Genomic DNA, 22,023 nt, shown 5'->3' on the forward strand with positions numbered 1-22,023 from the left:
CGGCCCGCCCGGTCGTTGCTGGAAGCAGACCGGTCCGTGGCGCTAGTCTAGAACACGTTCTATTTCTATCAGCTTCGCAGCCGAGGAGGAAAGCCATGGAGGTCGCCGTCGACCGGTCGCTGTGCGAGGCGAACGAGGTGTGCATCGGGTTCGCGCCCGCCGTCTTCGAGCTGGACGACGACGAGGAGTTGCGCATCAGTCACCCGTCGGTGCCCGAATCGGAAGTAGAACGTGTTTCGCAGGCGATCGCGGCTTGTCCGAAGAATGCGCTGTTCATCGTGGAGTAAACGGCAGAAACTGGGGGGTTGTCCGGGACGAGAACAGATTCTAGTCTGACCGTCGTGGAAGGTATGCGGGAACCGCGGGTGGCCATCGTGACCGGCGCCGGGGCGGGACTGGGCCGGGCGGAGGCGCTGGCGCTGGCCCGTTCGGGCGCCTCGGTCGTCCTCAACGACGTCACGGAGGCCGCGAAGACCGTCGTCGAGGAGATCGAGGCCGAGGGCGGCCGGGCGCTGCTCGTCACCGGGGACGTGGGCGAGCGCGCCACCGCCGACGCCCTCGTCGAAGCCGCGCTCGACCACTTCGGCGGGCTGCACGTCGTCGTCAACAACGCCGGGGTGCTGCGCGACCGGATGCTGTTCTCGATGTCCGACGAGGAGTGGGACACCGTGATCCGGGTGCACCTGCGCGGGCACTTCCTGTTGTCCCGCAACGCGACCGCGCACTGGCGCGCCCAGTCGAAGGCCACCGGCGCGCCGGTGTTCGCGCGGATCATCAACACCGCCTCCGAGGCGTTCCTCGTCGGATCCGCCGGGCAGCCCAACTACGCGGCCGCCAAGGCCGGCATCGTGGGCCTCACCGTCGCCACCGCCCGGGGCGCCGCGCGGTACGGGGTGCGGGCCAACGCCATCTGCCCCCGCGCGCGCACCGCCATGACCGCCGCGGTCTTCGGCGACGCGCCGGACGGCGGCGTCGATCCGCTGTCGGTGGACCACGTCGCCCCGTTCGTCGCGTTCCTCGCCTCGGAGCAGGCCGAACGCATCAACGGCCAGGTGTTCGTCGTGCACGGCGGCATGGTCGCGCTGCTGAAACCACCCGCCGTCGAGCAGCGGTTCGACACCGCCGGTCCGCTGTGGACGGCCGGCGAGCTCGCGGCCACCGTGGGCGCCCACTTCGACGACCGAGACCCCGACACCATGTTCGCCGCCACCGAGATCCTGGAGCTCCCATGACACTCACCGTGCAGCCGCACCGCGAATCCGTCGGCCTCAAGACCGGTCAGCTCTACCTCGACGGCCAGTGGGGCCCCGGCACCGGCGGCGACTCCTGGACCCACCGGCACCCGGCCACCGGCGAGGAGATCGGCGAGTTCGCCATCGCCACCGAGGCCGACGTCGACGCCGCGGTCGCCTCGGCCCGCGTGGCGTTCGAGTCGGGCACCTGGTCGAACTCCCGCGCGAGCACACGTGTCGCGGTTCTGCACCGGTACGCGGACCTGCTGCGCGAGCACGCCCAGGAGCTGCGGTCGTTGCAGGCGCTGGACAACTCGGTGCCGCTGTCGTTCAGCAGCACGATCTACGCCACCTCGGTCGGCGCCGCGGCGGACGTGTTCGACCACCACGCGGGCTGGGTCGACAAGCTCGGCGGCGAGACCCTGACGCCGTACCAGGGCGGCGACCACCTGGCGATGACCTTCCGCGAGCCGATCGGCGTGGTCGCGGCGATCCTGCCGTGGAACGCGCCGTTCCTGCTGTTCGCGCAGAAGGTCGCCCCGGCGCTCGCGGCCGGGTGCACCATCGTGCTCAAACCTTCGGAGTACTGCACGTTCACCGTGCTGCGCATGGTCGAGCTGCTCGTCGAAGCCGGGCTGCCGGCCGGCACGCTCAACGTCGTCACCGGCCCCGGCGACCCGGTCGGCGAAGCGCTGATCACCCACCCCGGGGTGGACAAGGTCAGCTTCACCGGCAGCCGCGCGGTGGGCAAGCACATCGTCGAGGCGTCCGCGGGCACGCTCAAGCGGGTCTCGCTCGAACTCGGCGGCAAGAGCCCGGCGCTGGTGTTCGCCGACGCGCCCAACGTCGCGCTGGCCGCCGCGACCGTCGTCGGCGCGGTCACGATGGGCCTGTCCGGCCAGGCGTGCGTCGCCAACACCCGGGCACTGGTGCACCGCGACGTCTACGACGAGTTCCTCGGCGCCGCGCAGGGCATGGCGCAGGCGATGACCTACGGCGACCCGTTCGACCCAGGGGTCATGGCGAGCCCGCTGATCAACGCCAAGCAGCTGGAACGGGTGCTCGGCTACATCGAGAAGGGCAAGGCCGAGGGCGCCCGGCTGGTCACCGGCGGCGAGCGGCTCGGCGGCGATCTGGCGAACGGCAACTTCGTCGGTCCGACCATCTTCGCCGACGTCGACAACCACGCCACGATCGCGCAGGAGGAGATCTTCGGCCCGGTGCTCGCGGTCGTCCCGTTCACCGACGAGGAGGAGGCCGTGCGCCTGGCCAACGACACCGAGTACGGCCTTGGCGCGGGCCTGTTCACCGCCGACGTCCAGCGCGCCTTCCGCGTGTCGCGCAAGCTGCGGGCCGGCACGATCGGCATCAACGGCTTCCAGATCGAGCCGCACCTGCCCTTCGGCGGCTTCAAGCAGTCCGGGCTCGGCCGCGAGGGCGGCAAGTCCTCCATCGAGGCCTACACCGAGCTCAAGTCGGTGTACCTGCCGCTGACCGACGAGATGATGTGATGGGACGCCTCGACGGGAAGACCGCGCTGATCACCGGCGCGGCCAGGGGACAGGGCGCGGCCGCGGCACGGCGGTTCACCGCGGAGGGCGCGAAGGTGATGGTCGCCGACGTCGCCGACGACGACGGCAAGGCGCTCGCCGAGGAGATCGGCGCCGTCTACCAGCACCTCGACGTGTCGCGCGAGGACGACTGGGCCGCCGCGGTGCGGCGCGCCGAGGACGAGTTCGGCGGCCTCACCGTGCTGGTGAACAACGCGGGAATCCTGCACTTCTCGGAGCTGGCGCACACGTCACTGGCCGATTACGAACGCGTCATCGGCATCAACCAGATCGGGGCGTTTCTCGGCATGCGCTCGGTCGTTGAACCGATGACGCGGGCCGGTGGCGGCTCGATCATCAACGTGTCCTCTGTGGAGGGTCTGGCCGGCATGCCGTTCCTCGTCGCCTACACCGCGAGCAAGTTCGCGATCCGGGGGATGACGAAGGTGGCCGCACTGGAGCTGGGGCGCAAGGGGATCCGGGTCAATTCGGTCCATCCCGGCATGATCGACACGAAGATGGTCGCCGACGCCGCGGGCGGGGCGGAGATCGACATGGCCTGGGTCGGCAAGAAGGTCGCGCTGGGACGCGTCGGCAAGCCCGAGGAGATCGCGCAGCTCGCGGTGTTCCTGGCCAGTGACGAGAGTTCCTACTGCACGGGCGGGGAGTTCGTCGCCGACGGCGGCGCGACCGCGACGCACGCGCTGAACCTGCAGGGGTGATCGACTTCACGGGAATACGAAGTAAACACCGCTAACGCAAAGCGGTTTCCCGCAAGGGAGTAAGACTCAGAGCAACGAGGCTGGGGTCGCGGAGGTGTGATGGGGTCACGCACGGGAACGCTCACGGTACCGGGCACCGCCGCGCTCGCCCAGGTCGGCCGCCTGTCCACACTGGCCTGGGAAGTGCTGCGGGCGATCCCGCGCAGGCCCTTCCAGTTCCGCGAGTGGATCCTGCAGTGCTGGTTCTTCGCGAGCGTGACGATCCTGCCCACCGCGCTCGTCGCCGTCCCGTTCGGCGCGGTCATCGCGCTGCAGCTCGGTTCGCTGACGCAGCAGATCGGCGCGCAGTCGTTCACCGGCGCGGCCAGCGCGCTGGCCATCGTGCAGCAGGCCGCCCCGCTGATCACCGCCCTGCTCGTCGCGGGCGCCGGCGGAAGCGCCGTCTGCGCTGACATCGGCGCGCGCAAGATCCGCGAAGAGATCGACGCGATGGAGGTGCTCGGGGTCAACCCGATCCAGCGCCTCATCGTGCCGCGCGTGCTCGCCGCGATGGTCGTGTCCGTGCTGCTCAACGGCCTGGTCAGCGTGGTCGGCGTGCTCGGCGGCTACTTCTTCAACGTCGTCATGCAGGGCGGCACCCCGGGCGCGTACCTGGCCAGCTTCAACGCGCTGGCGCAGCTGCCGGACCTCTACGTCAGCGAGATCAAGGCCGTGCTGTACGGGTTCGTCGCCGGAGTGGTGGCCGCCTACCGCGGGCTCAACCCGGCCGGCGGGCCGAAGGGCGTCGGCGACGCGGTGAACCAGGCCGTGGTCATCACCTTCCTGCTGCTGTTCCTCATCAACGTCGTGCTGACCGCCATCTACCTGCGGATCATTCCGCCGAAAGCGCTGTGATGACCGCCGATACGCTGGAGAGACAGCCCGGGGTGTCCGACCGGACACTCGAGATGATCGCGCGCCCCGGCGCCGTGCTGGAGGGACTGGGCAGCCAGCTCTCCTTCTACGTCCGCGCGCTCGCCTGGGCGCCGCGCACGCTTCGCCGCTACAGCAGGGAAACGCTGCGGCTGCTGACCGAGGTCTGCTTCGGCACCGGCGGTCTGGCGGTGATCGGCGGGACACTCGGCGTGATGATCGGCATGACCCTGTTCACCGGTCTCATCGTCGGCCTGCAGGGGTACGCCGCGCTCAACCAGCTCGGCACCGCCGCGCTCACCGGGTTCATCTCGGCCTACTTCAACACCCGTGAGGTCGCGCCGCTGGCCGCCGGGCTCGCGTTGTCGGCGACCGTCGGCTGCGGGTTCACCGCTCAGCTCGGCGCCATGCGGATCTCGGAGGAGATCGACGCGCTCGAGGTGATGGCGGTGCCCAGCCTGCCGTATCTGGTCACCACACGCGTGCTGGCCGGGCTGGGCGCGGTGATCCCGCTGTACGCGGTCGGGCTGTTGTCGTCCTACCTGGCCTCGCGCCAAGTCACCGTGTGGCTCTACGGCCAGTCGGCGGGCACTTACGACCACTACTTCGGGCTGTTCCTGCCGCCCGAGGACGTGCTGTGGTCGTTCGGCAAGGTGATCGTGTTCAGCGTGCTGGTGATCCTGTCGCACTGCTACTACGGCTACACCGCCAGCGGCGGGCCTGCCGGCGTCGGCGTCGCGGTCGGCCGCGCGGTGCGGACGTCGATCGTGCTGATCTCGGTACTGGACTTCTTCCTCAGCCTCGCGGTCTGGGGCGCGACCACGACGGTGAGGATCGCGGGATGAGACGGGCGGTGCTGCTGCGGCGGCTCTGGCACCAGGTGCTCGGCCTGGTGTTCCTCGTCGTGTGCGGGCTGTTCTTCGTCACCACGGTCGCCGCCTACAACAAGGAGTTCACCCCGGTCGCGATGGTGCGGCTGGAGACCGACCACGTCGGCAACCAGCTGCGCAAGGGCTCCGACGTCAAGATCCGCGGCGTCGTGGTCGGCGAGGTGCGCTCGATCCAGGCGATGGGCGACCACGCCGCGCTGGAACTCGCGCTGGACCCGGATCAGCTGAGCCTGATCCCGGACAACGTCTCCGCGCGCCTGCTGCCCAAGACCCTGTTCGGCGAACGCTACGTGGCCCTGCAGATCCCGCCGGATCCGTCCGCCCGGCACATCGCGGCCGGCGACGTCATCCCGCAGGACCGGTCCAGCTCGGCGATCGAGCTGGAGCAGGTGCTGAACAACGTCATGCCGCTGCTGCAGGCCGTCCAGCCGCAGAAGCTCGCCAGCACGCTCAACGCGGTCTCCACCGCGCTCGACGGCCGCGGCGAGCAGCTCGGCGCCACGCTGGTGAACCTGTCCGAGTACCTGGCCGGGCTGAACCCGTCGCTGCCCGACATCAAGGCCGACATCACCGGGCTGGCGAACGTCGCGGACACCTACGACCAGGCCGCGCCGGACTTCCTGCAGGCGCTGGCCGACCTGACCACCACCACGAAGACCCTGGTGGACAAGCAGCAGGCGCTGACCCAGGTCTGGGCGTCGGTGACGAACGCGAGCGACAACCTGGACAGCTTCCTGCGCGTCAACCAGGCCAACCTGATCAACCTCACGGTCACCTCGCAGTCCACTTTGGAGGTTCTCGCGAAGTACGCGCCGGAGTACCCGTGCCTGCTGCAGCAGCTCGCCGAAGCCGTGCCGCGCGCGTACGAGGCCTTCGGCGCCGGCACCGACAAGATGAACCACGTGACGATCCGGTTCGTCGCCGACCGCACCAAGTACGAGCCGGGCAAGGACGAACCGGAGTACCTCGACAAGCGCGGGCCGCGCTGCTACCCGATGGTGCTGCCGCCCGGTCGCTGGCCGCAGTACCCACCGGGCGGGCCGATCCAGGACGGCTCCACGCACCCGCCCGCCGGGCCCGGCGCGAGCGTTCCGCTGCCCAGCAACGGGATCATCGACGGCGGGTCGTCCACCACCGGATCGGTCGCGAACTCGCCCGCCGAACAGGACCTCGTCGCGGCGCTGCTGTCCCCGGCCGCGCCGCAGGACGTGCCGGGGTGGGGAACCCTGCTCGCCGGCCCGCTCTACCGCGGGGTGGAGGTGGAGGTCCGGTGAACCGGTTCGTCCCGTCGCTGATCAAGATCCTGATCTTCGCCGCCGTCACGGTGCTGCTGACCGGGATCCTCGGCTCGACGATCGCCAACACCAACTTCGGCGTCACCTCCACCTACACCGCGCGCTTCACCGACGCCTCCGGCCTGCACGAGGGCGACGACGTGCGGATCGTCGGGGTGAAGGTCGGGCAGGTGGACGAGATCACCGTCGAGCAGGACGGCGACACCAGCTACGCCGACGTGCACTTCACCGTCCAGTCGGCCTACCGCCTGCCGGGCTCGGTCACCGCGACCGTCAAGTACCGCAACCTCGTCGGGCAGCGGTACCTGTCGCTGGGCACCAACGTGCCCGGGGACGACCAGCTGGCGGCGGGCGGCATGATCCCGCCGGAACGCACGCAACCGGCGCTGAACCTCACCGTGCTGTTCAACGGGTTCAAGCCGTTGTTCGCGGCCCTGGACCCGCAGCAGGTCAACCAGCTCTCCTACGAGATCATCCAGGTCTTCCAGGGCGAGGGCGGCACGATCGAGAGCCTGCTGTCGCACACCGCGTCGCTCACCCAGACCATCGCCGACCGCGACGAGGTGATCGGCCAGGTCATCGGCAACCTCAACACCGTGTTGACCACGGTGAACGACCGCGGCCCGCAGCTGTCGAACCTGATCGACCAGACCCAGCAGCTGGTGTCCGGATTGGCCGCCCAGCGCGGCCCGATCGGCGACGCGGTGTCCGCGCTGGGCGAGCTGACCGACGCCACCGCCGGGCTGCTCGCCGACGCGCGGCCGCCGGTCCAGCAGGACATCGCCGCGCTCGGGACGCTGTCCGGCACGCTCGCCGACTCCGGGCAGCTGATCGACGAACTGCTGAAGAAGCTGCCCGGCAACCTGGAGAAGTTCACCCGGACCCTGAGCTACGGCAGCTGGTACAACTACTACCTCTGCGGTCTGACCGGGACCATCGGCGTGACGTCGCTCAACATCACGCTGCCGCTGCTCCCGCTGCCTGCGACCGAGCTCCCGGAGAGGTGCAAGCCGTCATGAAGGCGCTCAAGGACCGCAACCAGGCCGCCGTCGGCGCGGTGACGCTCGTGCTCGTCGTGCTGGTGACCCTGGTGTCCTACTTCTCCGACGAGCTGCCGCTGCTCGGCACCGGGACCACCTACCAGGCCTACTTCGCCGAGTCCGCGGGCCTCGCGGCGGACAACGAGGTGCAGGTGGCCGGGGTGAAGGTCGGCCAGGTCACCGACGTGTCGCTGGCCGGCAGGAAGGTGCTCGTCAAGTTCAAGGTGGAGAACACCCGTGTCGGCGACGAGTCGACGGCCTCCATCGAGATCAAGACGCTGCTGGGGGAGAAGTACCTCGCGCTCAAACCCAAGGGCGGGGGCGCGCAGGACCCGGACGAGCCGATCCCGGTCGAGCGCACCACCACCCCGTTCCAGCTGCAGGACGCCTTCCAGCAGCTGAGCACGACGGTCGGCCAGATCGACACGAACCAGCTCGCGCAGAGCTTCGACGCGGTCGCCGACGCGCTCAAGGACACCCCGCAACCGTTGCGGGACACGCTGTCCGGCCTGTCCGCGTTGTCGCGCACGGTGTCCTCGCGCGACCAGGAGCTGGCGAACCTGCTGGCGAACACCAGCCAGGTGTCGCGGACGCTCGCCGACCGCAACGCCCAGCTCACCGCGATCATCAACGACGGCAACCTGCTGCTCGGCGAGCTGCAGCGGCGCCGGGACGCGATCAAGGCGCTGCTCACCGGCACCCAGCAGCTCGCGGCCCAGCTGTCCGGACTGGTCGCCGACAACCGCGCGCAGCTGCGGCCGACGCTGGAACGGCTCGGCGAGGTCACCACCATCCTGCAGAACAACCAGGACAACCTGAACCGCAGCCTCGAGTTGCTCGCGCCGTTCACCCGCGTCGGCGCGAACGCGACCGGCAACGGCCGCTGGTTCGAGGGCTACATCTGCGGGCTGCTGCCGCCGGTGATCAAGGCGGGCGGGCTGTCCATCAACCCCGAGGGCTGCACGCCGCCGATCTCCGCGCCGGACCAGGGATTGGGGGGCGGATGACGCTCGACAGCCGTGCCTCGCGCGGCGTGTACCGCTGGATCGCGACCGGGTGCGTGCTCGCGCTGCTGGTGACGGCCGGCCTGTATCTGGTGCTCCGGGACAGCGGCGGCACCCGGATCTCCGCGTTGTTCGACCGGACCGTCGGCCTCTACGCCGGATCGTCGGTGCGCGTCCTCGGCGTGCCGGTCGGCGAGATCACCGGCGTCACGCCGGAAGGCGCCGTGGTACGCGTGGACATGCGCGTCGACGACGACGTGCAAATCCCCGCCGACGCCGGCGCCGTGGTGGTCGCGCCGAGCCTGGTCAGCGACCGGTACGTGCAGCTCACCCCGGCCTACGACAGCGGGCCGGTGATGGCGTCCGGCACGCTCATCCCGCAGGACCGCACCGCGACGCCGATGGAGCTGGACGACCTCTACGGCACGCTCGACAAGCTGTCGACCAGCCTCGGGCCCACCGGCGCCAACGCGAACGGCGCGCTGTCGAACCTGCTGGACACCGCCGCGGCCAACCTCGACGGCAACGGGCTGAACCTCAACAGCACCGTCACCGAGCTGGCGAACCTGTCGCGCACGCTCGACAACTCGAAGGACGACCTGTTCGGCACCGTGCGGAACCTCCAGTCGTTCACCACCGCGCTTGCGGACAGCGACGCGCAGCTCAACGAGTTCTACCAGCGGCTGGGGAACGTGACGGGCTTCCTCGCCGAGGACTCCGACGACGTCAGCGCCGCGCTGGCCGCGCTCGGCTCCTCGCTCGGCGACGTGCAGAGCTTCGTCGCCGAGAACAAGGATCTGCTCACGTCCAATGTGGACCGGCTGGCCGGCATCACGCAGGTGCTCGTCGACCAGCGCGCCGCGCTCGCCGAGGTGCTCGACGTCGGCCCGACCGGCATGACCAACTTCATCAACTCCTACGACGCGGCGTCCGGCAGCATCGCGATCCGCTACAACGCCAACGAGTTCACCAACCCGCTGATCACCACGCTGTGCAGGCTGATCAAGGCGTCCACGCCGGTCGGCCTGCCGACGACGGTCAGCGACGTGTGCGAGGCGATCGCCCCGGTGGTCGAGGGCATCGCGAAGGTCCCCTCGATCCCGCAACTGCTCGCCGACATCAACAGCGGCAAGCTCCCGCCGCTGCCGTTGCTGCCGCTGGTCGACATCCCGGAGGCCGGATCGTGAGGCGGCTGACCGGGGCGCTGTGCGGGGTGCTGCTGCTCGTCGCCGGCTGCGGCACGGCCGGGTTCTCCGGGCTCTACAACACGCCGCTGCCGGGCGGGGCGGACCTCGGCGACCACCCGTACCGCATCACCGCGCAGTTCGCCGACGTGCTCGACCTGGTGCCGCAGGCCGCGGTGAAGGTCAACGACGTGCCGATCGGCCGGGTCGACAGCGTCGAACTGGCGCCGGACACCAGGTCCGCCATCGTGCACATGAGCCTCAACGGCGACCTGAAGATGCCGGAGAACTCCTTCGCCCAGCTGCGCCAGTCGAGCCTGCTGGGGGAGAAGTTCGTGCAGCTCGCCGAGCCCGCCGGGGAACCGGCAGCCGCGCCGCTGCGTGAGGGCTCGGTGATCCCGCTGGCGCGCACCAACCGCAACCCCGAGGTCGAGGAGGTGCTGGGCGCGCTGTCGCTGCTGCTCAACGGCGGCGGGGTGAACCAGCTGGCCGACATCACCCGCGAGCTGAACCACGCGCTCACCGGCAACGAGGCGGAGATCCGCGCGCTGCTGGCGCGGGTGGACCGGATCGCGACCGAGCTGGACGGGCAGAAGTCGGAGATCATCCGGGCCATCGACGGGCTCAACCGGCTGTCCGGCACGCTCGTCGCCCAGACCGCGAACCTGACCACCGCGCTGGAGGACCTCGCGCCCGGCATGGCCGTGGTGACCCAGCAGCGGGACCAGCTCGTCGGGATGCTGCAGTCGCTCGACCGGTTGTCCGGCGTGGCCGTGGACACGATCGACGCGAGCCGGGAGTCGCTGCTGGCGGACCTGCGGGCGCTGGCGCCCACACTGTCCAAACTGGCCGAAGCGGGCACGAACCTGCCGGAGGCGCTGAAGATCCTGCCGACCTACCCGCTGCCCGACGTCGCCGGGGACGTGGTGAAGGGCGACTACGCGAACGTGACCGCGCGGATCGACCTGAACCTGGACGCGATCTTCCAGAACATCGCCAACTCCGGGAAGTTCCCGTCGATCGAGCTGCCGAGCAACAACCAGAGCAGCACGCAGGTCGCAGCGCCGCCACTGCCGATCCCGCAGCCCGCGACGCCGCAGGCGCAGACCCAGCCGGACCCGGTGACCGGTCTGCTCCCCGGACTGAGCGACCTGCTCGGCAACCTGCTGGGAGGGACGCCGTGATCACCCGCAAGCACCGGATCCAGCTGATCGCGTTCCTGCTGATCGCGCTCGCGTCCGTCGGTTACGCCGGCGGCCGGTACGCCGGGCTGGACCGGCTGTTCGGCACCAGCGGGTACCTGGTCACCGCGAACCTGACCGAGTCGGGCGGGATCTTCGAGGGCGCCGAGGTGACCTACCGCGGCGTCGCGGTCGGACGGGTGTCCAAGCTGCACCTGACCGACGAGGGGGTCGCGGTCGACCTGGACATCACCTCCGACGAGAAGATCCCGGCCGACACCGAAGCCGTGGTGGCGACCCGGTCGGCGGTCGGCGAGCAGTACGTCGACCTGCGGCCCAAGCACCAGGACGGGCCCTACCTCGCGGACGGGTCGGTGATCACCAGCGACCGCACGGCGATCCCGCTCTCGCCGGACACCGTGCTGGCCAACCTGGACCGCCTGGTGTCCAGTGTGGACACCCAGTCGCTGAAGACCGTGGTGGACGAGACCTACGACGCGTTCGCGGGCAGCGGCCACGACCTGCAGCAGCTGCTCGACACGGCGAACTCGTTCACCACGGCGGCGACGGAGAACCTGCCGCAGACCACGCGGCTGCTGGCCGACGGCCGGGTCGTGCTGGACACCCAGCAGCGGCAGGCCGACACCATCACCTCGATGGCCAGCGGGCTGCGCACGATCGCCGAGCAGCTCAAGGGCGCCGACCCGGACCTGCGGAAGGTCATCGACACCACGCCCGGACTGGCCCGGGACCTGGACACGATCCTCGCGACCTCCGGCACCGACCTCGGCGTGCTGATCGCGAACCTCCTCACCACCGCGCAGATCACCTCGGTGCGCACGGACGCGATCGAGCAGCTGCTGGTCGCCTACCCGGTGATCTCGGCCTTCACGCGGTCGGTGTGGTCCAACGGCGAAGGCCACCTCGGGCTGGTGCTGAACTTCTTCGACCCGCACTCGTGCACCAAGGGCTACGAGACGACGCAGCAGCGCCCGGCGAACGACACCCGCGAGGTGCCCGCCAACCGGCAGGCCTACTGCGCCGAGCCGCCGGGCAGCGCGACCGGGGTGCGTGGCGCGCAGAACGCGCCGTACGCGGGCAAGCCGGTCAACCCGGCGAAGCCGAACGACCCCGCGCCGGCGCCCGCGCAGTCCACGTCGGCGCAGATGCCCGGCGTGCTGGGGCTGGTCACCGGTACCGCGAGTTCGCTCGGGCAGCTGCTGGGGCTGCCGGGATGACACGGGTGCTGAGCGCGCTGGCCGCGGTGGCGGTGCTGGCGGCGGCGTGGTTCGGGTGGAGCTGGTGGAGCGCGGCGCACGACGACGGGCTGGTCCGCGCCCGCGACCGGGACGCGGTGATCGCCGCCGCGGGTGACGCGCTGGTCGCGTTGAACACGATCGACTACCGCGAGGCCGGGGCCGCGCTGGACCGGTGGATCGCGGTGACGAGCGGCCAGCTGGGCTCGTCGTTGAGCGGGGACCGGCAGGGGCAGGTGGACCGGGCCACCGCGGGGAAGCTCGTCGCCACGGCGTCGTTGCGGCAGATCGCCGTGACGGAGCTGAACAGCGACGCGGCGCGGGTGATCGCGGTGCTGGACGTGTCGATCGCGTCCGGTGGCGGTGAGCCGAAGCCGGGCCGCAGCCACCTGACCGCGGACGTGGCGCGGGCGGACGGGACGTGGAAGATCACGGCCGTGCAGGGGGCTTCGTGACTTCCCGTGTGGCGACGTGGGTTTCGGTGCTCACGGCGGTGATCGTGCTGGCGGGCGGGTTCGCCGGGTGGGCCGCGGTGCAGGCCGGCCAGTGGCGCACCTCGAACGCCGCGCTGGCGGACCCGGCGGCGACCGCCGAGGCCTCGGAGCAGATCAGCGCGGCCCTGAAAGCGGTCTTTTCCTACGACTACGGCAACCTGGCGCGCACCGAGCGGGCGGCCGCGTCGGTCCTGGTGGACGACGCGGTGACCCAGTATCGCGACACCTTCGCCGCGGCGCAGGAGCAGGCGGTGTCGCAGAAACTGATCCGCACCACGACGGTGGCGTCGCTCGGGCTGCAGGACCTCGACGGCGATTCCGCGCGGGCACTGGCGTTCCTGGAACAGCAGATGCTCAACACGACGAACGGGCAGCAGACGTCGTCCTCGGCGGCTCTGTCCGTGGTGGCGCGCAAGGTGGACGGGGCGTGGAAGATCGCGGCGCTGACGCCGCTGTGATCACAGGCGCAGCAGCGCGTACTGCGTCGTCCGGCCCGGTTGCGTGTACGTGCGCACCAGGTCGGCCAGCTGGTGCACCAGCAGCAGCCCGCGCCCGCCCAGCGCGCCCGGCGGCTGCGGGCGCCGCCCGGCCAGCGGGTCCGCCAGGAAACCGTCGTCGTGCACGGCGCAGCACAGGTGGCCGTCCGCGGGCCACAGCTCGACCCGGCACGAGCCGCCGGCGTGGCGCAGGCTGTTGGTCACCAGCTCGGTGACGATCAGCTCCAGATCGGGCACCCGGACCTCGCTCAGGCCGAACACCCGCGCCTGCTCCGCCGCCCAGTGGCGGGCCTCGCGGACGCCCCAGTCACCGGTCACCGCGAAGTCCACCGGCGCCGCGGCCGGCACCGGCTGGTTGTAGCGCGCCACCACGTCGTCCGGCGCGTACTGCTCGCTGGCGTACCGCCGCGACGCCTCCCACACCTCCGGGTGCGTCTCGCGGGCGTCGGCGACCACGGACGGCTCCAGCGCCGCCGTGTCGTAGGGGCACACGATCGTCACGTCCCGGCCGTCGAACGCGTGGTTGATCAGCGCCTCGTGCTGCGCGCACGCCGGGTACTCGGTGGCCGAGCGGCCCGCCCAGATCGGCTCGCCGATGATGCGCACGTGCCGGTCCGGGTGCGCGTCGGCGAACCGGCGAAGAACCGTCGGGATGATCCGGCCGGGGTTGCGGCCCGCCTCGGTCATGTCCAGCCACAGCACCTCGTCCGAGCCGACCGCGGGCCGCAGCACGGACAGCCGGTCACCGGGCACGGCGACCGCGACCGGTTCCCGCCGCGCGAGGCCGTCGGTGACGAAGGGCACGAGGGCGTCCAGGTACTCGTCGTCGGAGCTGTAGAACAGCGCGGGGTGCACGAACGCGGTCACGCGGCCCCCTCCACCCGCACCGTCGACAGCCCCAGCACTTCGACCAGGCGGGAGACGGCCGGCGAGGGATCACGCAACACCAGTGTCGCACCACGGTTCGCGGCGTGCTCGGCCAGCCGCGTCAAGCTGCGGTGGTCGGCGAACCGCAGGCCACGCACGTCGAGCACGAGGCTGCCCGCCACCGGCTGCGGATCCGCCCGCCGCAGCGCCTCGACGAGCAGCTCCTCGGTCGAGAGGTCGAGCTCCCCGGCGAGCGCGGCCGACGCCGACGCCGAGCCGAAGAGCCGGAACCCGGGGTCGGCGTTCGTCGCCGGATGCATGGACGCCACCCTCGCCACCACCTCGTCACCAACCTGCCCGCGGTCGTACCCGCACATCGCGGAGAACGGGCGCACCGCGGCGTACCGGTCCACCGCGTGCTCGTAGCGCGCGAGCGCGTCGAGCTGCCCGGGGGCGGTCACGAGCGGCGTCCAGTCCGCCGCGACCCGCAGCCCGGTGTAGCCCGCCGCGAGCGCGGCCTCGGTCGCCAGTGCGTAGTTGCGCGCCTGCTCGTCCGGATCGACCACGGCACCCGCGGGGCAGGTCTCGTCGAGCGAGACCGTCCGCGCCGCGCCGGTGCGCAACGCGTCGTCCAGCCCGTCGAGCGCGGGCTCGCCGGGCGCGACGAACCAGACCTGCCTGCCGCGGGCGAGCCCGTCGCGCAGGAACTCCCGCGCGCGGGCCCGGAAATCCGCCGTGGACTCGAAGGCCCAGCACCGGTGATCGTGAAGCACCGACACAGCGTAGTCGTCTCGTTACTTCTGGTACAGGCCTTCGATGAAGGTCGCGTAGTTCTTCGTCACCACGTTGCGCTTGAGCTTCAGGCTCGGCGTGATCTCGCCGCCCGCCTCGGTGAAGTCGTTGCCGAGGATGACGAACTTCTTGATCGACTCGGCGTGCGAGACCTGCTTGTTCGCCTCGTCGACGGCGCCCTGCACGGCCGCGATCAGGTCCGGGTCCTGTGCCAGGTCGGCGACCGTCGCGTCGGCCGGCTTGCCGTTCTGCGACTTCCAGGCCGGGAAGAACTCCTCGTCGATCGTGATCAGCGCGGCGATGAACGGGCGCTGGTCGCCGACCACCATGGCCTGGGAGATCAGCGGGTGGGCGCGCATGGTGTCCTCGAGACCGGACGGGGCGACGTTCTTGCCGCCCGCCGTCACGATGATCTCCTTCTTGCGCCCGGTGATCTTCAGGAAGCCGTCGTCGTCGAGCTCGCCGAGGTCGCCGGTGTGGAACCAGCCGTCCTCCAGCGCCTCCTTGGTGGCGGTCTCGTTGTTGAAGTACGCGCCGAACACGACGTCGCCCTTGAGCAGGACCTCGCCGTCTTCGGCGATCCGCACGGAGGTGCCCGCCACCGGGCGGCCCACGGTGCCGACGCGGAACGCGTCCTGCGTGTTCACGTTCGCCGCGGCCGAGGTCTCGGTCAGGCCGTAGCCCTCGAACACCGGCACGCCGATGCCGCGGAAGAAGTGCGCCAGCCGGGCGCCCAGCGGCGCGCCGCCGGAGACCGCGGCGATGCAGCGGCCGCCGAGCGCGGCCCGCAGCTTGCCGTAGACCAGCTTGTCGAACAGCAGGTGCTGCGCCTTCAGGCCCAGCCCGGCGCCGCCGGTGTCCTGCGCCTCGCTGTAGGACACCGCGACCTGCTCGGCCCGGTCGAAGATCTTGCCCTTGCCCTCGGAGTGCGCCTTCTGCTTCGCGCCGTTGTAGACCTTTTCGAACACGCGCGGCACGGCCACCACGAACGTCGGCCGGAAGGTGCCCAGGTCGGCCACCAGGTTCTTGACGTCCGGGGTGTGGCCGAGCGTCACGCGCGCGGTGACGGCGGTGACGGCGATCGCGCGGGCCAGCACGTGCGCCAGCGGCAGGAAGCACAGCAGCGAGTTGCCCTGCTCCATCAGCTGCGGGAAGGCGTTGATGTCGGCCCGGATCTCGGCCAGCAGGTTGCGGTGGTTCAGCTCGACGCCCTTGGGACGGCCGGTGGTGCCCGAGGTGTACACGATGGTGGCCAGGTCGCCCGCCTGCACGATGCGGCGCCGCTCGTGCACGGTGTCGTCGGCCACGTCGGCGCCCAGCGTGGTCAGCTCGTCCACCGCGGGGCGGGCCGCCTCGATCTGCCAGGTGTACTGCAGGCCGGGCAGCCGGTCGCGGACCTCGTCGACCGCGGCCAGGTGCTCGCTCGTCTCCACGAAGACGCCCTTGGCGCCGGAGTCGGACAGGATCCAGGCGACCTGCTCGGGCGAGGACGTGTCGTAGATCGGCACGGTGACGGCGCCCGCCGCCCAGATGGCGAAGTCGATCAGCGTCCACTCGTACCGGGTCTTGGACATCAGGCCGACCCGGTCGCCGCGCTCGATCCCGGCCTCGACCAGGCCCTTCGCGACGCCGATGACCTGGGCGGCGAACTCGCGGGCCGTGACGTCCAGCCACGAGCCGTCCACCTGGCGGCGGAAGCTGATCGCGTCGGGGAACCGCTCGGCGTTCGCCCACACGATGTCGGCGAGGTTCTCGTCATCGGCAACCGGCTGCACTGCCGGGGCGCTGTACTCGCGCACGGTGGACCTCCGTGGTTCAAGGGTGTTACTCGCCAGTCACAACTTAGCGTCGGTGACACCTTACGACCAAGGGGGCGGACCGCCGGTAACACGGGCATGACATTCTCACTCGCGTGAGCACGCTCAACGGTGCGCCGCCCAGCATCGACATCGTCGACGAGACCTTCCTCGCGGTGCCGCCCGGCACCGTGGCGGCGGTGTTCGCCGACCCGGCCGCGTGGCGGCGGTACTGGCCCGACCTGGTGCTCGAGGTCTACACCGACCGCGGCGAGGAGGGCCTGCGCTGGACCGTCCGGGGCGCGCTGGTCGGCACGATGGAGGTCTGGCTCGAGCGCACGCTGGACGGCACGCTGCTGCACTACTTCCTGCGCGCGAGCCCGGCCGGGGAAATGAGCCCCCGGCAGCTGCGCCGCGAATTCGACCGCAGGGCCCGCGCGGCCAAGGCCGTGGCGCTGGGCCTGAAGGAGATCCTGGAGGACGGTCGGGAGCCCGGGATTCCCCCGCGGACTTCTTAGCATCGCTAAACTGGGCAATCATGCGCGTTCATGTCGTCTCGGACGTCCACGGGAACACGGAAGCCCTGGCCAAGGCCGGTGATGGGGCGGACGCGCTGATCGTCCTCGGCGACCTGCTCGACTTCGTCGACTACCACCAGCACGACCAGGGCATCCTCGGCACGCTGTTCGGCCCGGAGAAGGTCGCCACGTTCGCCCGGCTGCGCCGCGAGGGCACCCGCGAGGAGTCGATCGCCTTCTCGAAGTCGCTGTGGTCGAGCCTGGACGACCCGGCCGCCGCCGTCGAGGAGGCCGTCCGCGAGCAGTACGCGGCGATGTTCGCGGCGATGACAGCGCCGACCTACGCGATCGCGGGCAACGTCGACTCGCCGGACCTGTGGCCCGAGTTCGCCGGTGATGACGTGCGGCTGGTCGAGGGCGAGGTCGTCGAGATCGGCGGCCTGCGGTTCGGCTTCGCGGGCGGCGTGGTGCTGCCGGCCGGGGCCACGATCCGCCGGTCCAACCCGGTGTGGCGGCCCTACCTGCGCACGCAGGAGGAGTTCGACGAGGCGGTGGGCAAGCTCACCGACATCGACGTGCTGTGCACCCACCAGCCGCCCGCGCTGCCGGAGCTGACCTACGACGTGGTCGCCCGGCGGCACGAGCTGGGCTCGTCAGCCCTGCGCGCGCTGGTCTACGCGGAGCAGCCGCGGTGGTCGCTGTTCGGCCACGTGCACCAGCCGCTGTCGGCCCGCCTGCGGGTGGGCCGCACCGAGTGCCGCAACGTCGGCCACTTCAAGGTCACCGGGCGCCCGTACGTCCTGCGGTGGTGACGCGGGCCAGGCGGTAACCTCTCCGCCATGGCCGACCAGTCCACGCAGTCCATCGAGGTCGACGCGCCGCCGGAGAAGGTCATGGCGGTGATCGCGGACTTCGCGTCGTACCCGGAATGGGCCAAGCAGGTCCGGGAGACCGAGGTGCTCGCGACCGACGACGCGGGCCGTCCCAAGCAGGTCAAACTGACCCTGGACGCCGGCCCGATCAAGGACGTCTACACGCTGGAGTACGACTGGGCCGCCGACGGCCGGTCGGTCAGCTGGCACCTGGTGCGCGGCCAGATGCAGAAGGCGCAGGACGGCCGCTACGAGCTGGAGGCGGTCGGGAACCGCACGCGGGTCACCTACACGCTGTCGGTCGAGCTGGTGCTGCCGATGATCGGGCTGCTGCGCCGCAAGGCGGAGAAGATGGTCATGGACACCGCGCTCAAGGAGCTCAAGCGCCGCGTGGAGGACCTCGCCTGAGGGCGGGACGGCCCATGACCCGGCTGCTGCTGTTCACCGGCAAGGGAGGCGTCGGCAAGACGACGCTCGCCGCGGCGACGGCGGCGGGCCTGGCCGCCCGCGGGTACAAGACGCTGGTCGTGTCCACCGACCCCGCGCATTCGCTGGCCGACGCGTTCGGCGAGCGCCTCGGCCGCGAACCGTCCGACGTGGACACCCGGCTGCACGGCGCGCAGGTCGACTCGCGCGGCCTCGTCGACGACATCTGGCAGGACCTGCGCGGCAGGCTCAAGGGCGCGCTCGCGGGCGCCGGGGTGGACGCGCTGGACGCCGAGGAGCTGAGCGTCCTGCCGGGCGTGGACGAGCTGCTCGCGCTGACCGAGGTGCAGCGGCTGGCCGAGGCAGGCCGCTGGGACGTCGTGGTGGTCGACTGCGGGCCGACCGCGGAAACGCTGCGGCTGCTCGCGCTTCCCGAGGCCGTGGCCGGGTACCTGGACAAGGTGTTCGGCTGGCAGCTCACGCTCACCGGCTCGCGGGGACTGGCCCGGTCGGTGCGCGACCTCGCGGCGCACGTCTCGGCGCTGCGCGACCTGCTGACCGATCCGGCCGTCACCACCGTGCGGCTGGTGCTGACGCCGGAGCGGGTCGTGGTCGCCGAGGCGCGCCGCACGCTGAGCTCGCTCGCGCTGCGCGGGATCCGGGTCGACGGGCTGATCGTGAACCGGCTGATGCCCGCGCCCGGCGTGTGGCGCGGGGCGGCCGCGAACTGGATGCGCACCCGCCGCCGCCAGCAGGACGAGGTGCTGAACGAGCTGACCTGGGAGCTGGCCAGGGTGGAGCACCGCGCCGCCGAGCCGGTCGGGCTGCCCGCGCTGCGGGAGATCGCCACCGAGCTGTACGGCGAGCGGGATCCGCTGGAGGGCAAGGGATCCACTTCCGCGCCGCTGCTGCACGTGACCGAAGTGGACGGTGGGTACCGGCTGCGGCTGGCGCTGCCGCTGGACCGCGGGGCCGAGCTGGACCTGGCGCGGGTGGACGACGACCTGGCCGTGACCGTCGACGGGTTCCGCCGCCTGGTGGCGCTGCCGGAGTCGTTGCGGCCGTGCCGGATCACCGGCGCCGAGTCCGATGCGGACGGTCTCGTCGTCTCGCTCACCAAGCCGGGGGAGGACCGATGACGACCGAAGGCGTGACCGCGGCGAGCCTGGCCGAGGAGATCCGGCTGCTCGTCGAGATGGTCGTCGAACGCGCGGCGCCCTGGCTGGACGGCGTGGTCGCCGCCGGGCACGGCACGGCCGAGAAGCCCGATGGCGACAGCGACTGCGGCTGGTGCCCGCTGTGCGCCGTGGTCGCCGTGGTGCGCGGTGAGAAGCCCGAGTTCGTCGCCCGCGTGCTGGAGCAGGCGGCGCAGATCATCGCGTTGCTGCGGGCCGTGCTGGCCGACCGGTGGGAGCCGCAGGAGGGCGTGCACATGCCCGGGTTCCAGCCGCCGCCGCGGCCGCAGCCGGACTCCGGCCGGGTGCAGCGCATCCCGGTGCAGTGGCGGGAGGGCTAGTGCACGCGATCGGCCTGGACGTCGGCGGCACGAGCGTCCGTGCCGGAGTGGTGGACGAGCACGGCTCGATCCTGGACACCGCGCGGGCGGGCACGCCGGCCGCCGAGGACGCGCTCGAAGACGCCATCACCGCGGTGATCGACGAGCTGCGCAACCGGCACGAAGACGTCGCCGGGGTCGGGCTGGCGGTCGCCGGGTTCGTCGCCAACGACCGGCGCACCGTGATGTTCGCGCCGCATCTGGCCTGGCGGCACGCGCCGGTGGCGGACCGGATCGCCAAGCGCGTCGGCCTGCCGGTGACACTGGAGCACGACGCGAACGCCGCCGCGGTCGGCGAGCACCGCTTCGGCGCCGCGCGCGGGGCCGGGGTCGCGGCGCTGGTGGCGATCGGCACCGGGATCGGCGCGGGGCTGCTGCTGGACGGCGAGCTGTACCGCGGCGCGAACGGGGTCGCGCCGGAGCTGGGGCACCTGACGGTGGTGCCGGACGGGCGGGCGTGCCCGTGCGGCAAGTACGGCTGCTGGGAGCGCTACTGCAGCGGCACCGCGCTGGCCGCGACCGCGATCGAGCTGCTGGCCAGGTACCCGGGCACGTCCACGGTCCTGTCCAGGGACATCGCGCTGGACCCGGGCGCGCTGACCGGGCGGCGGGTGGCCGGGGCGGCGCGCGACGGCGACCCCATCGCGCAGCGGGCGGTGGCCGAGCTGGCGAAGTGGCTCGGCGAGGGGCTGGCGCTGGTCGCGGACGTGTTCGACCCGGAGATCGTGGTGATCGCAGGCGGGGTGTCGGAGTCGGCGCCGCTGTTCCTCGACGAGGCCCGCGAGCACTACGCGGCGGCGATCACCGGCGGCAGGCACCGGCCGCTCGCGCGCATCCGCACCGCGCAGCTGGGCGACGACGCCGCGCTGGTGGGGGCCGCCGCGCTCGCGCTCGAAGCCACGGCGGTATGACAAGCTGGAACGATGACCCCTGATGACGGCGACGGCTTCGTGTACTGCGAGCGCGGCCACCGGCATTGGGGCCTCTTCGGCGCCGCGGGCCTGCTGCTGACCGATCCCGAGCGGGGTGTGCTGCTGCAGCACCGGGCCTGGTGGACGCACCACGGCGAGACGTGGGCGCTGCCCGGCGGCGCGCGCCGCGGTCACGAGTCCGCGCGCGAGGCCGCCACCCGTGAGGCGGAGGAGGAGGCCGCGGTGCCGTCCGCTGCGGTGCGGCCCACCGCGGAGTCGGTGGTCGACCACGGCGGCTGGAGCTACACGACGGTCCTGGCGAACACCCGGCACCCGGTGCGGGAGCGGGTGGTCAACGAGGAGAGCGCCGAGCTGCGGTGGGTGCCGCCGGACGAGGTCGGCTCGTTCCCGCTGCACGCGGACTTCGCGGCCGCGTGGCCCGCGCTGCACGCCGAGCTCGGCCGGGAGCTGGTGCTGGTGGTCGACGCGGCCAACGTGGTCGGCTCCCGGCCGGACGGCTGGTGGCGGGACCGGGCAGGCGCGGCGGAGCGGCTGCGGGACCGGTTGTCCGGGCTGGCGCGCGACGGGGTGCGCAGCGCGGACGTCGGGCTCGGCGGGGCGGACTGGTCGTGGTGGCCGCGGGTGCAGATGGTCGTCGAAGGCCACGCGAGGGACGTGCCACCGGCCGACGAGGTCGAGGTGATCGCCGCGGTCCGCGACGGCGACTCCCAGATCGTGGAAAGCGTCCGCAAAACGCGCGACGCCCGCCCGGACGACCACGTGGTGGTGGTGACGGCCGACCGCGAGCTGCGAGCACGCGTGACGGCGGAGGGCGCGAAAGTCCTCGGCCCGGCGACGCTGCTGAACCTGGTGGCCGACTGAGGAACCGGCGCGTGAGCGTGGAACTCGCGCGCTGCCGCCGAGTCCGCTTTCGCGGGTGAATTCCGCGCTCGTGCCGGGCGCGTGAGCGTGGAACTCGCGCGCTGCCACCGAGTCCGCTTTCGCGGGTGAATTCCGCGCTCGTGCCGG

Annotated in this window: 24 protein-coding genes; 21 read left to right on the top strand and 3 right to left on the bottom strand. The window is 71.6% G+C overall.

Features of this window, described 5'->3' with window-relative positions; translation table 11 throughout:
- The first annotated feature begins 95 nt into the window (after positions 1-95).
- The 14 genes from L2C96_RS19465 to L2C96_RS19530 all read left to right on the top strand — a co-directional run bounded on the left by L2C96_RS19465 (position 96) and on the right by L2C96_RS19530 (position 13,218).
- The gene (locus L2C96_RS19465) at positions 96-287 is read left to right on the top strand and encodes a ferredoxin (RefSeq protein ID WP_020421064.1); all 192 of its coding nucleotides are present in this window, start codon (positions 96-98) and stop codon (positions 285-287) included.
- A gap of 63 nt (positions 288-350) precedes the next feature.
- Positions 351-1,232, top strand: a complete 882-nt coding sequence (locus L2C96_RS19470; protein WP_237337291.1) for a 3-oxoacyl-ACP reductase — start codon at positions 351-353, stop codon at positions 1,230-1,232.
- The gene (locus tag L2C96_RS19475) at positions 1,229-2,743 is read left to right on the top strand and encodes an aldehyde dehydrogenase family protein (protein ID WP_237337254.1); all 1,515 of its coding nucleotides are present in this window, start codon (positions 1,229-1,231) and stop codon (positions 2,741-2,743) included. The genes L2C96_RS19470 and L2C96_RS19475 overlap by 4 nt, the downstream gene beginning before the upstream one ends.
- Complete coding sequence (locus L2C96_RS19480; protein WP_237337255.1) at positions 2,743-3,504, top strand: glucose 1-dehydrogenase; 762 nt, start codon at positions 2,743-2,745, stop codon at positions 3,502-3,504. The genes L2C96_RS19475 and L2C96_RS19480 overlap by 1 nt, the downstream gene beginning before the upstream one ends.
- 99 nt (positions 3,505-3,603) lie before the next feature.
- Positions 3,604-4,398, top strand: a complete 795-nt coding sequence (locus L2C96_RS19485; RefSeq protein ID WP_020421060.1) for an MlaE family ABC transporter permease — start codon at positions 3,604-3,606, stop codon at positions 4,396-4,398.
- Entirely contained in the window at positions 4,398-5,261 is an 864-nt protein-coding gene (locus L2C96_RS19490; protein ID WP_020421059.1) for an MlaE family ABC transporter permease, read from the top strand. The genes L2C96_RS19485 and L2C96_RS19490 overlap by 1 nt, the downstream gene beginning before the upstream one ends.
- Complete coding sequence (locus L2C96_RS19495; RefSeq protein ID WP_237337256.1) at positions 5,258-6,580, top strand: MCE family protein; 1,323 nt, start codon at positions 5,258-5,260, stop codon at positions 6,578-6,580. Before L2C96_RS19490 ends, L2C96_RS19495 begins: the two co-directional genes overlap by 4 nt.
- Positions 6,577-7,620, top strand: coding sequence for an MCE family protein (locus L2C96_RS19500; RefSeq protein ID WP_237337257.1), 1,044 nt, complete (start codon positions 6,577-6,579; stop codon positions 7,618-7,620). The genes L2C96_RS19495 and L2C96_RS19500 overlap by 4 nt, the downstream gene beginning before the upstream one ends.
- A complete protein-coding gene (locus tag L2C96_RS19505; protein WP_237337258.1) occupies positions 7,617-8,648 on the top strand; it encodes an MCE family protein in 1,032 nt (343 codons plus the stop codon). The genes L2C96_RS19500 and L2C96_RS19505 overlap by 4 nt, the downstream gene beginning before the upstream one ends.
- The gene (locus tag L2C96_RS19510; protein ID WP_237337259.1) at positions 8,645-9,832 is read left to right on the top strand and encodes an MCE family protein; all 1,188 of its coding nucleotides are present in this window, start codon (positions 8,645-8,647) and stop codon (positions 9,830-9,832) included. Before L2C96_RS19505 ends, L2C96_RS19510 begins: the two co-directional genes overlap by 4 nt.
- Positions 9,829-11,013, top strand: coding sequence for an MCE family protein (locus L2C96_RS19515; RefSeq protein ID WP_237337260.1), 1,185 nt, complete (start codon positions 9,829-9,831; stop codon positions 11,011-11,013). The genes L2C96_RS19510 and L2C96_RS19515 overlap by 4 nt, the downstream gene beginning before the upstream one ends.
- Positions 11,010-12,248 (top strand): MCE family protein, encoded by a 1,239-nt coding sequence (locus L2C96_RS19520; RefSeq protein ID WP_237337261.1) that lies wholly within the window; start codon positions 11,010-11,012, stop codon positions 12,246-12,248. The genes L2C96_RS19515 and L2C96_RS19520 overlap by 4 nt, the downstream gene beginning before the upstream one ends.
- Positions 12,245-12,721: a hypothetical protein gene (locus tag L2C96_RS19525; protein ID WP_237337262.1), complete on the top strand. Its 477-nt coding sequence runs from the start codon at positions 12,245-12,247 to the stop codon at positions 12,719-12,721. The genes L2C96_RS19520 and L2C96_RS19525 overlap by 4 nt, the downstream gene beginning before the upstream one ends.
- On the top strand, positions 12,718-13,218 hold the full coding sequence (locus tag L2C96_RS19530) for a nuclear transport factor 2 family protein (RefSeq protein WP_237337263.1): 501 nt from the start codon (positions 12,718-12,720) through the stop codon (positions 13,216-13,218). The genes L2C96_RS19525 and L2C96_RS19530 overlap by 4 nt, the downstream gene beginning before the upstream one ends.
- On the opposite strand, the gene L2C96_RS19535 is transcribed toward L2C96_RS19530, so the two are convergent.
- Genes L2C96_RS19535 through L2C96_RS19545 form a run of 3 tightly spaced genes read right to left on the bottom strand, consistent with a single transcriptional unit; the run spans position 13,219 to position 16,715 of the window.
- Positions 13,219-14,124: an anti-sigma factor RsbA family regulatory protein gene (locus L2C96_RS19535; RefSeq protein ID WP_237337264.1), complete on the bottom strand. Its 906-nt coding sequence runs from the start codon at positions 14,122-14,124 to the stop codon at positions 13,219-13,221.
- A complete protein-coding gene (locus tag L2C96_RS45110; protein WP_237337265.1) occupies positions 14,121-14,897 on the bottom strand; it encodes an MEDS and STAS domain-containing protein in 777 nt (258 codons plus the stop codon). The genes L2C96_RS19535 and L2C96_RS45110 overlap by 4 nt, the downstream gene beginning before the upstream one ends.
- 21 nt (positions 14,898-14,918) lie before the next feature.
- Positions 14,919-16,715 (bottom strand): AMP-dependent synthetase/ligase, encoded by a 1,797-nt coding sequence (locus L2C96_RS19545; protein ID WP_237337266.1) that lies wholly within the window; start codon positions 16,713-16,715, stop codon positions 14,919-14,921.
- 113 nt (positions 16,716-16,828) lie between these two features.
- Between L2C96_RS19545 and L2C96_RS19550 the strand changes: the two genes are divergently transcribed.
- The 7 genes from L2C96_RS19550 to L2C96_RS19580 are packed head-to-tail and all read left to right on the top strand — an operon-like array spanning position 16,829 to position 21,876.
- Positions 16,829-17,230 carry a hypothetical protein gene (locus L2C96_RS19550; RefSeq protein ID WP_020421047.1) on the top strand — a complete coding sequence of 134 codons (402 nt, stop codon included), beginning with the start codon at positions 16,829-16,831 and terminating at the stop codon, positions 17,228-17,230.
- A gap of 20 nt (positions 17,231-17,250) precedes the next feature.
- Positions 17,251-18,042 (top strand): metallophosphoesterase family protein, encoded by a 792-nt coding sequence (locus L2C96_RS19555; protein ID WP_237337267.1) that lies wholly within the window; start codon positions 17,251-17,253, stop codon positions 18,040-18,042.
- Positions 18,043-18,069: 27 nt separating this feature from the next.
- Positions 18,070-18,510: an SRPBCC family protein gene (locus L2C96_RS19560; RefSeq protein ID WP_017983871.1), complete on the top strand. Its 441-nt coding sequence runs from the start codon at positions 18,070-18,072 to the stop codon at positions 18,508-18,510.
- A 14-nt stretch (positions 18,511-18,524) separates the two neighbouring features.
- Positions 18,525-19,667 (top strand): ArsA family ATPase, encoded by a 1,143-nt coding sequence (locus L2C96_RS19565; protein WP_237337268.1) that lies wholly within the window; start codon positions 18,525-18,527, stop codon positions 19,665-19,667.
- Positions 19,664-20,044 carry a hypothetical protein gene (locus tag L2C96_RS19570; protein WP_020421044.1) on the top strand — a complete coding sequence of 127 codons (381 nt, stop codon included), beginning with the start codon at positions 19,664-19,666 and terminating at the stop codon, positions 20,042-20,044. Before L2C96_RS19565 ends, L2C96_RS19570 begins: the two co-directional genes overlap by 4 nt.
- Before the next feature lie 14 nt (positions 20,045-20,058).
- Positions 20,059-20,994, top strand: a complete 936-nt coding sequence (locus L2C96_RS19575; RefSeq protein WP_027936303.1) for an ROK family protein — start codon at positions 20,059-20,061, stop codon at positions 20,992-20,994.
- 12 nt (positions 20,995-21,006) lie between these two features.
- The gene (locus L2C96_RS19580; RefSeq protein WP_237337269.1) at positions 21,007-21,876 is read left to right on the top strand and encodes an NUDIX domain-containing protein; all 870 of its coding nucleotides are present in this window, start codon (positions 21,007-21,009) and stop codon (positions 21,874-21,876) included.
- Positions 21,877-22,023 lie beyond the last annotated feature (147 nt).

The sequence above is a fragment of the Amycolatopsis tucumanensis genome, from assembly GCF_021654135.1.
In the GTDB taxonomy this organism is placed as follows: Bacteria; Actinomycetota; Actinomycetes; order Mycobacteriales; family Pseudonocardiaceae; genus Amycolatopsis_E; species Amycolatopsis_E tucumanensis.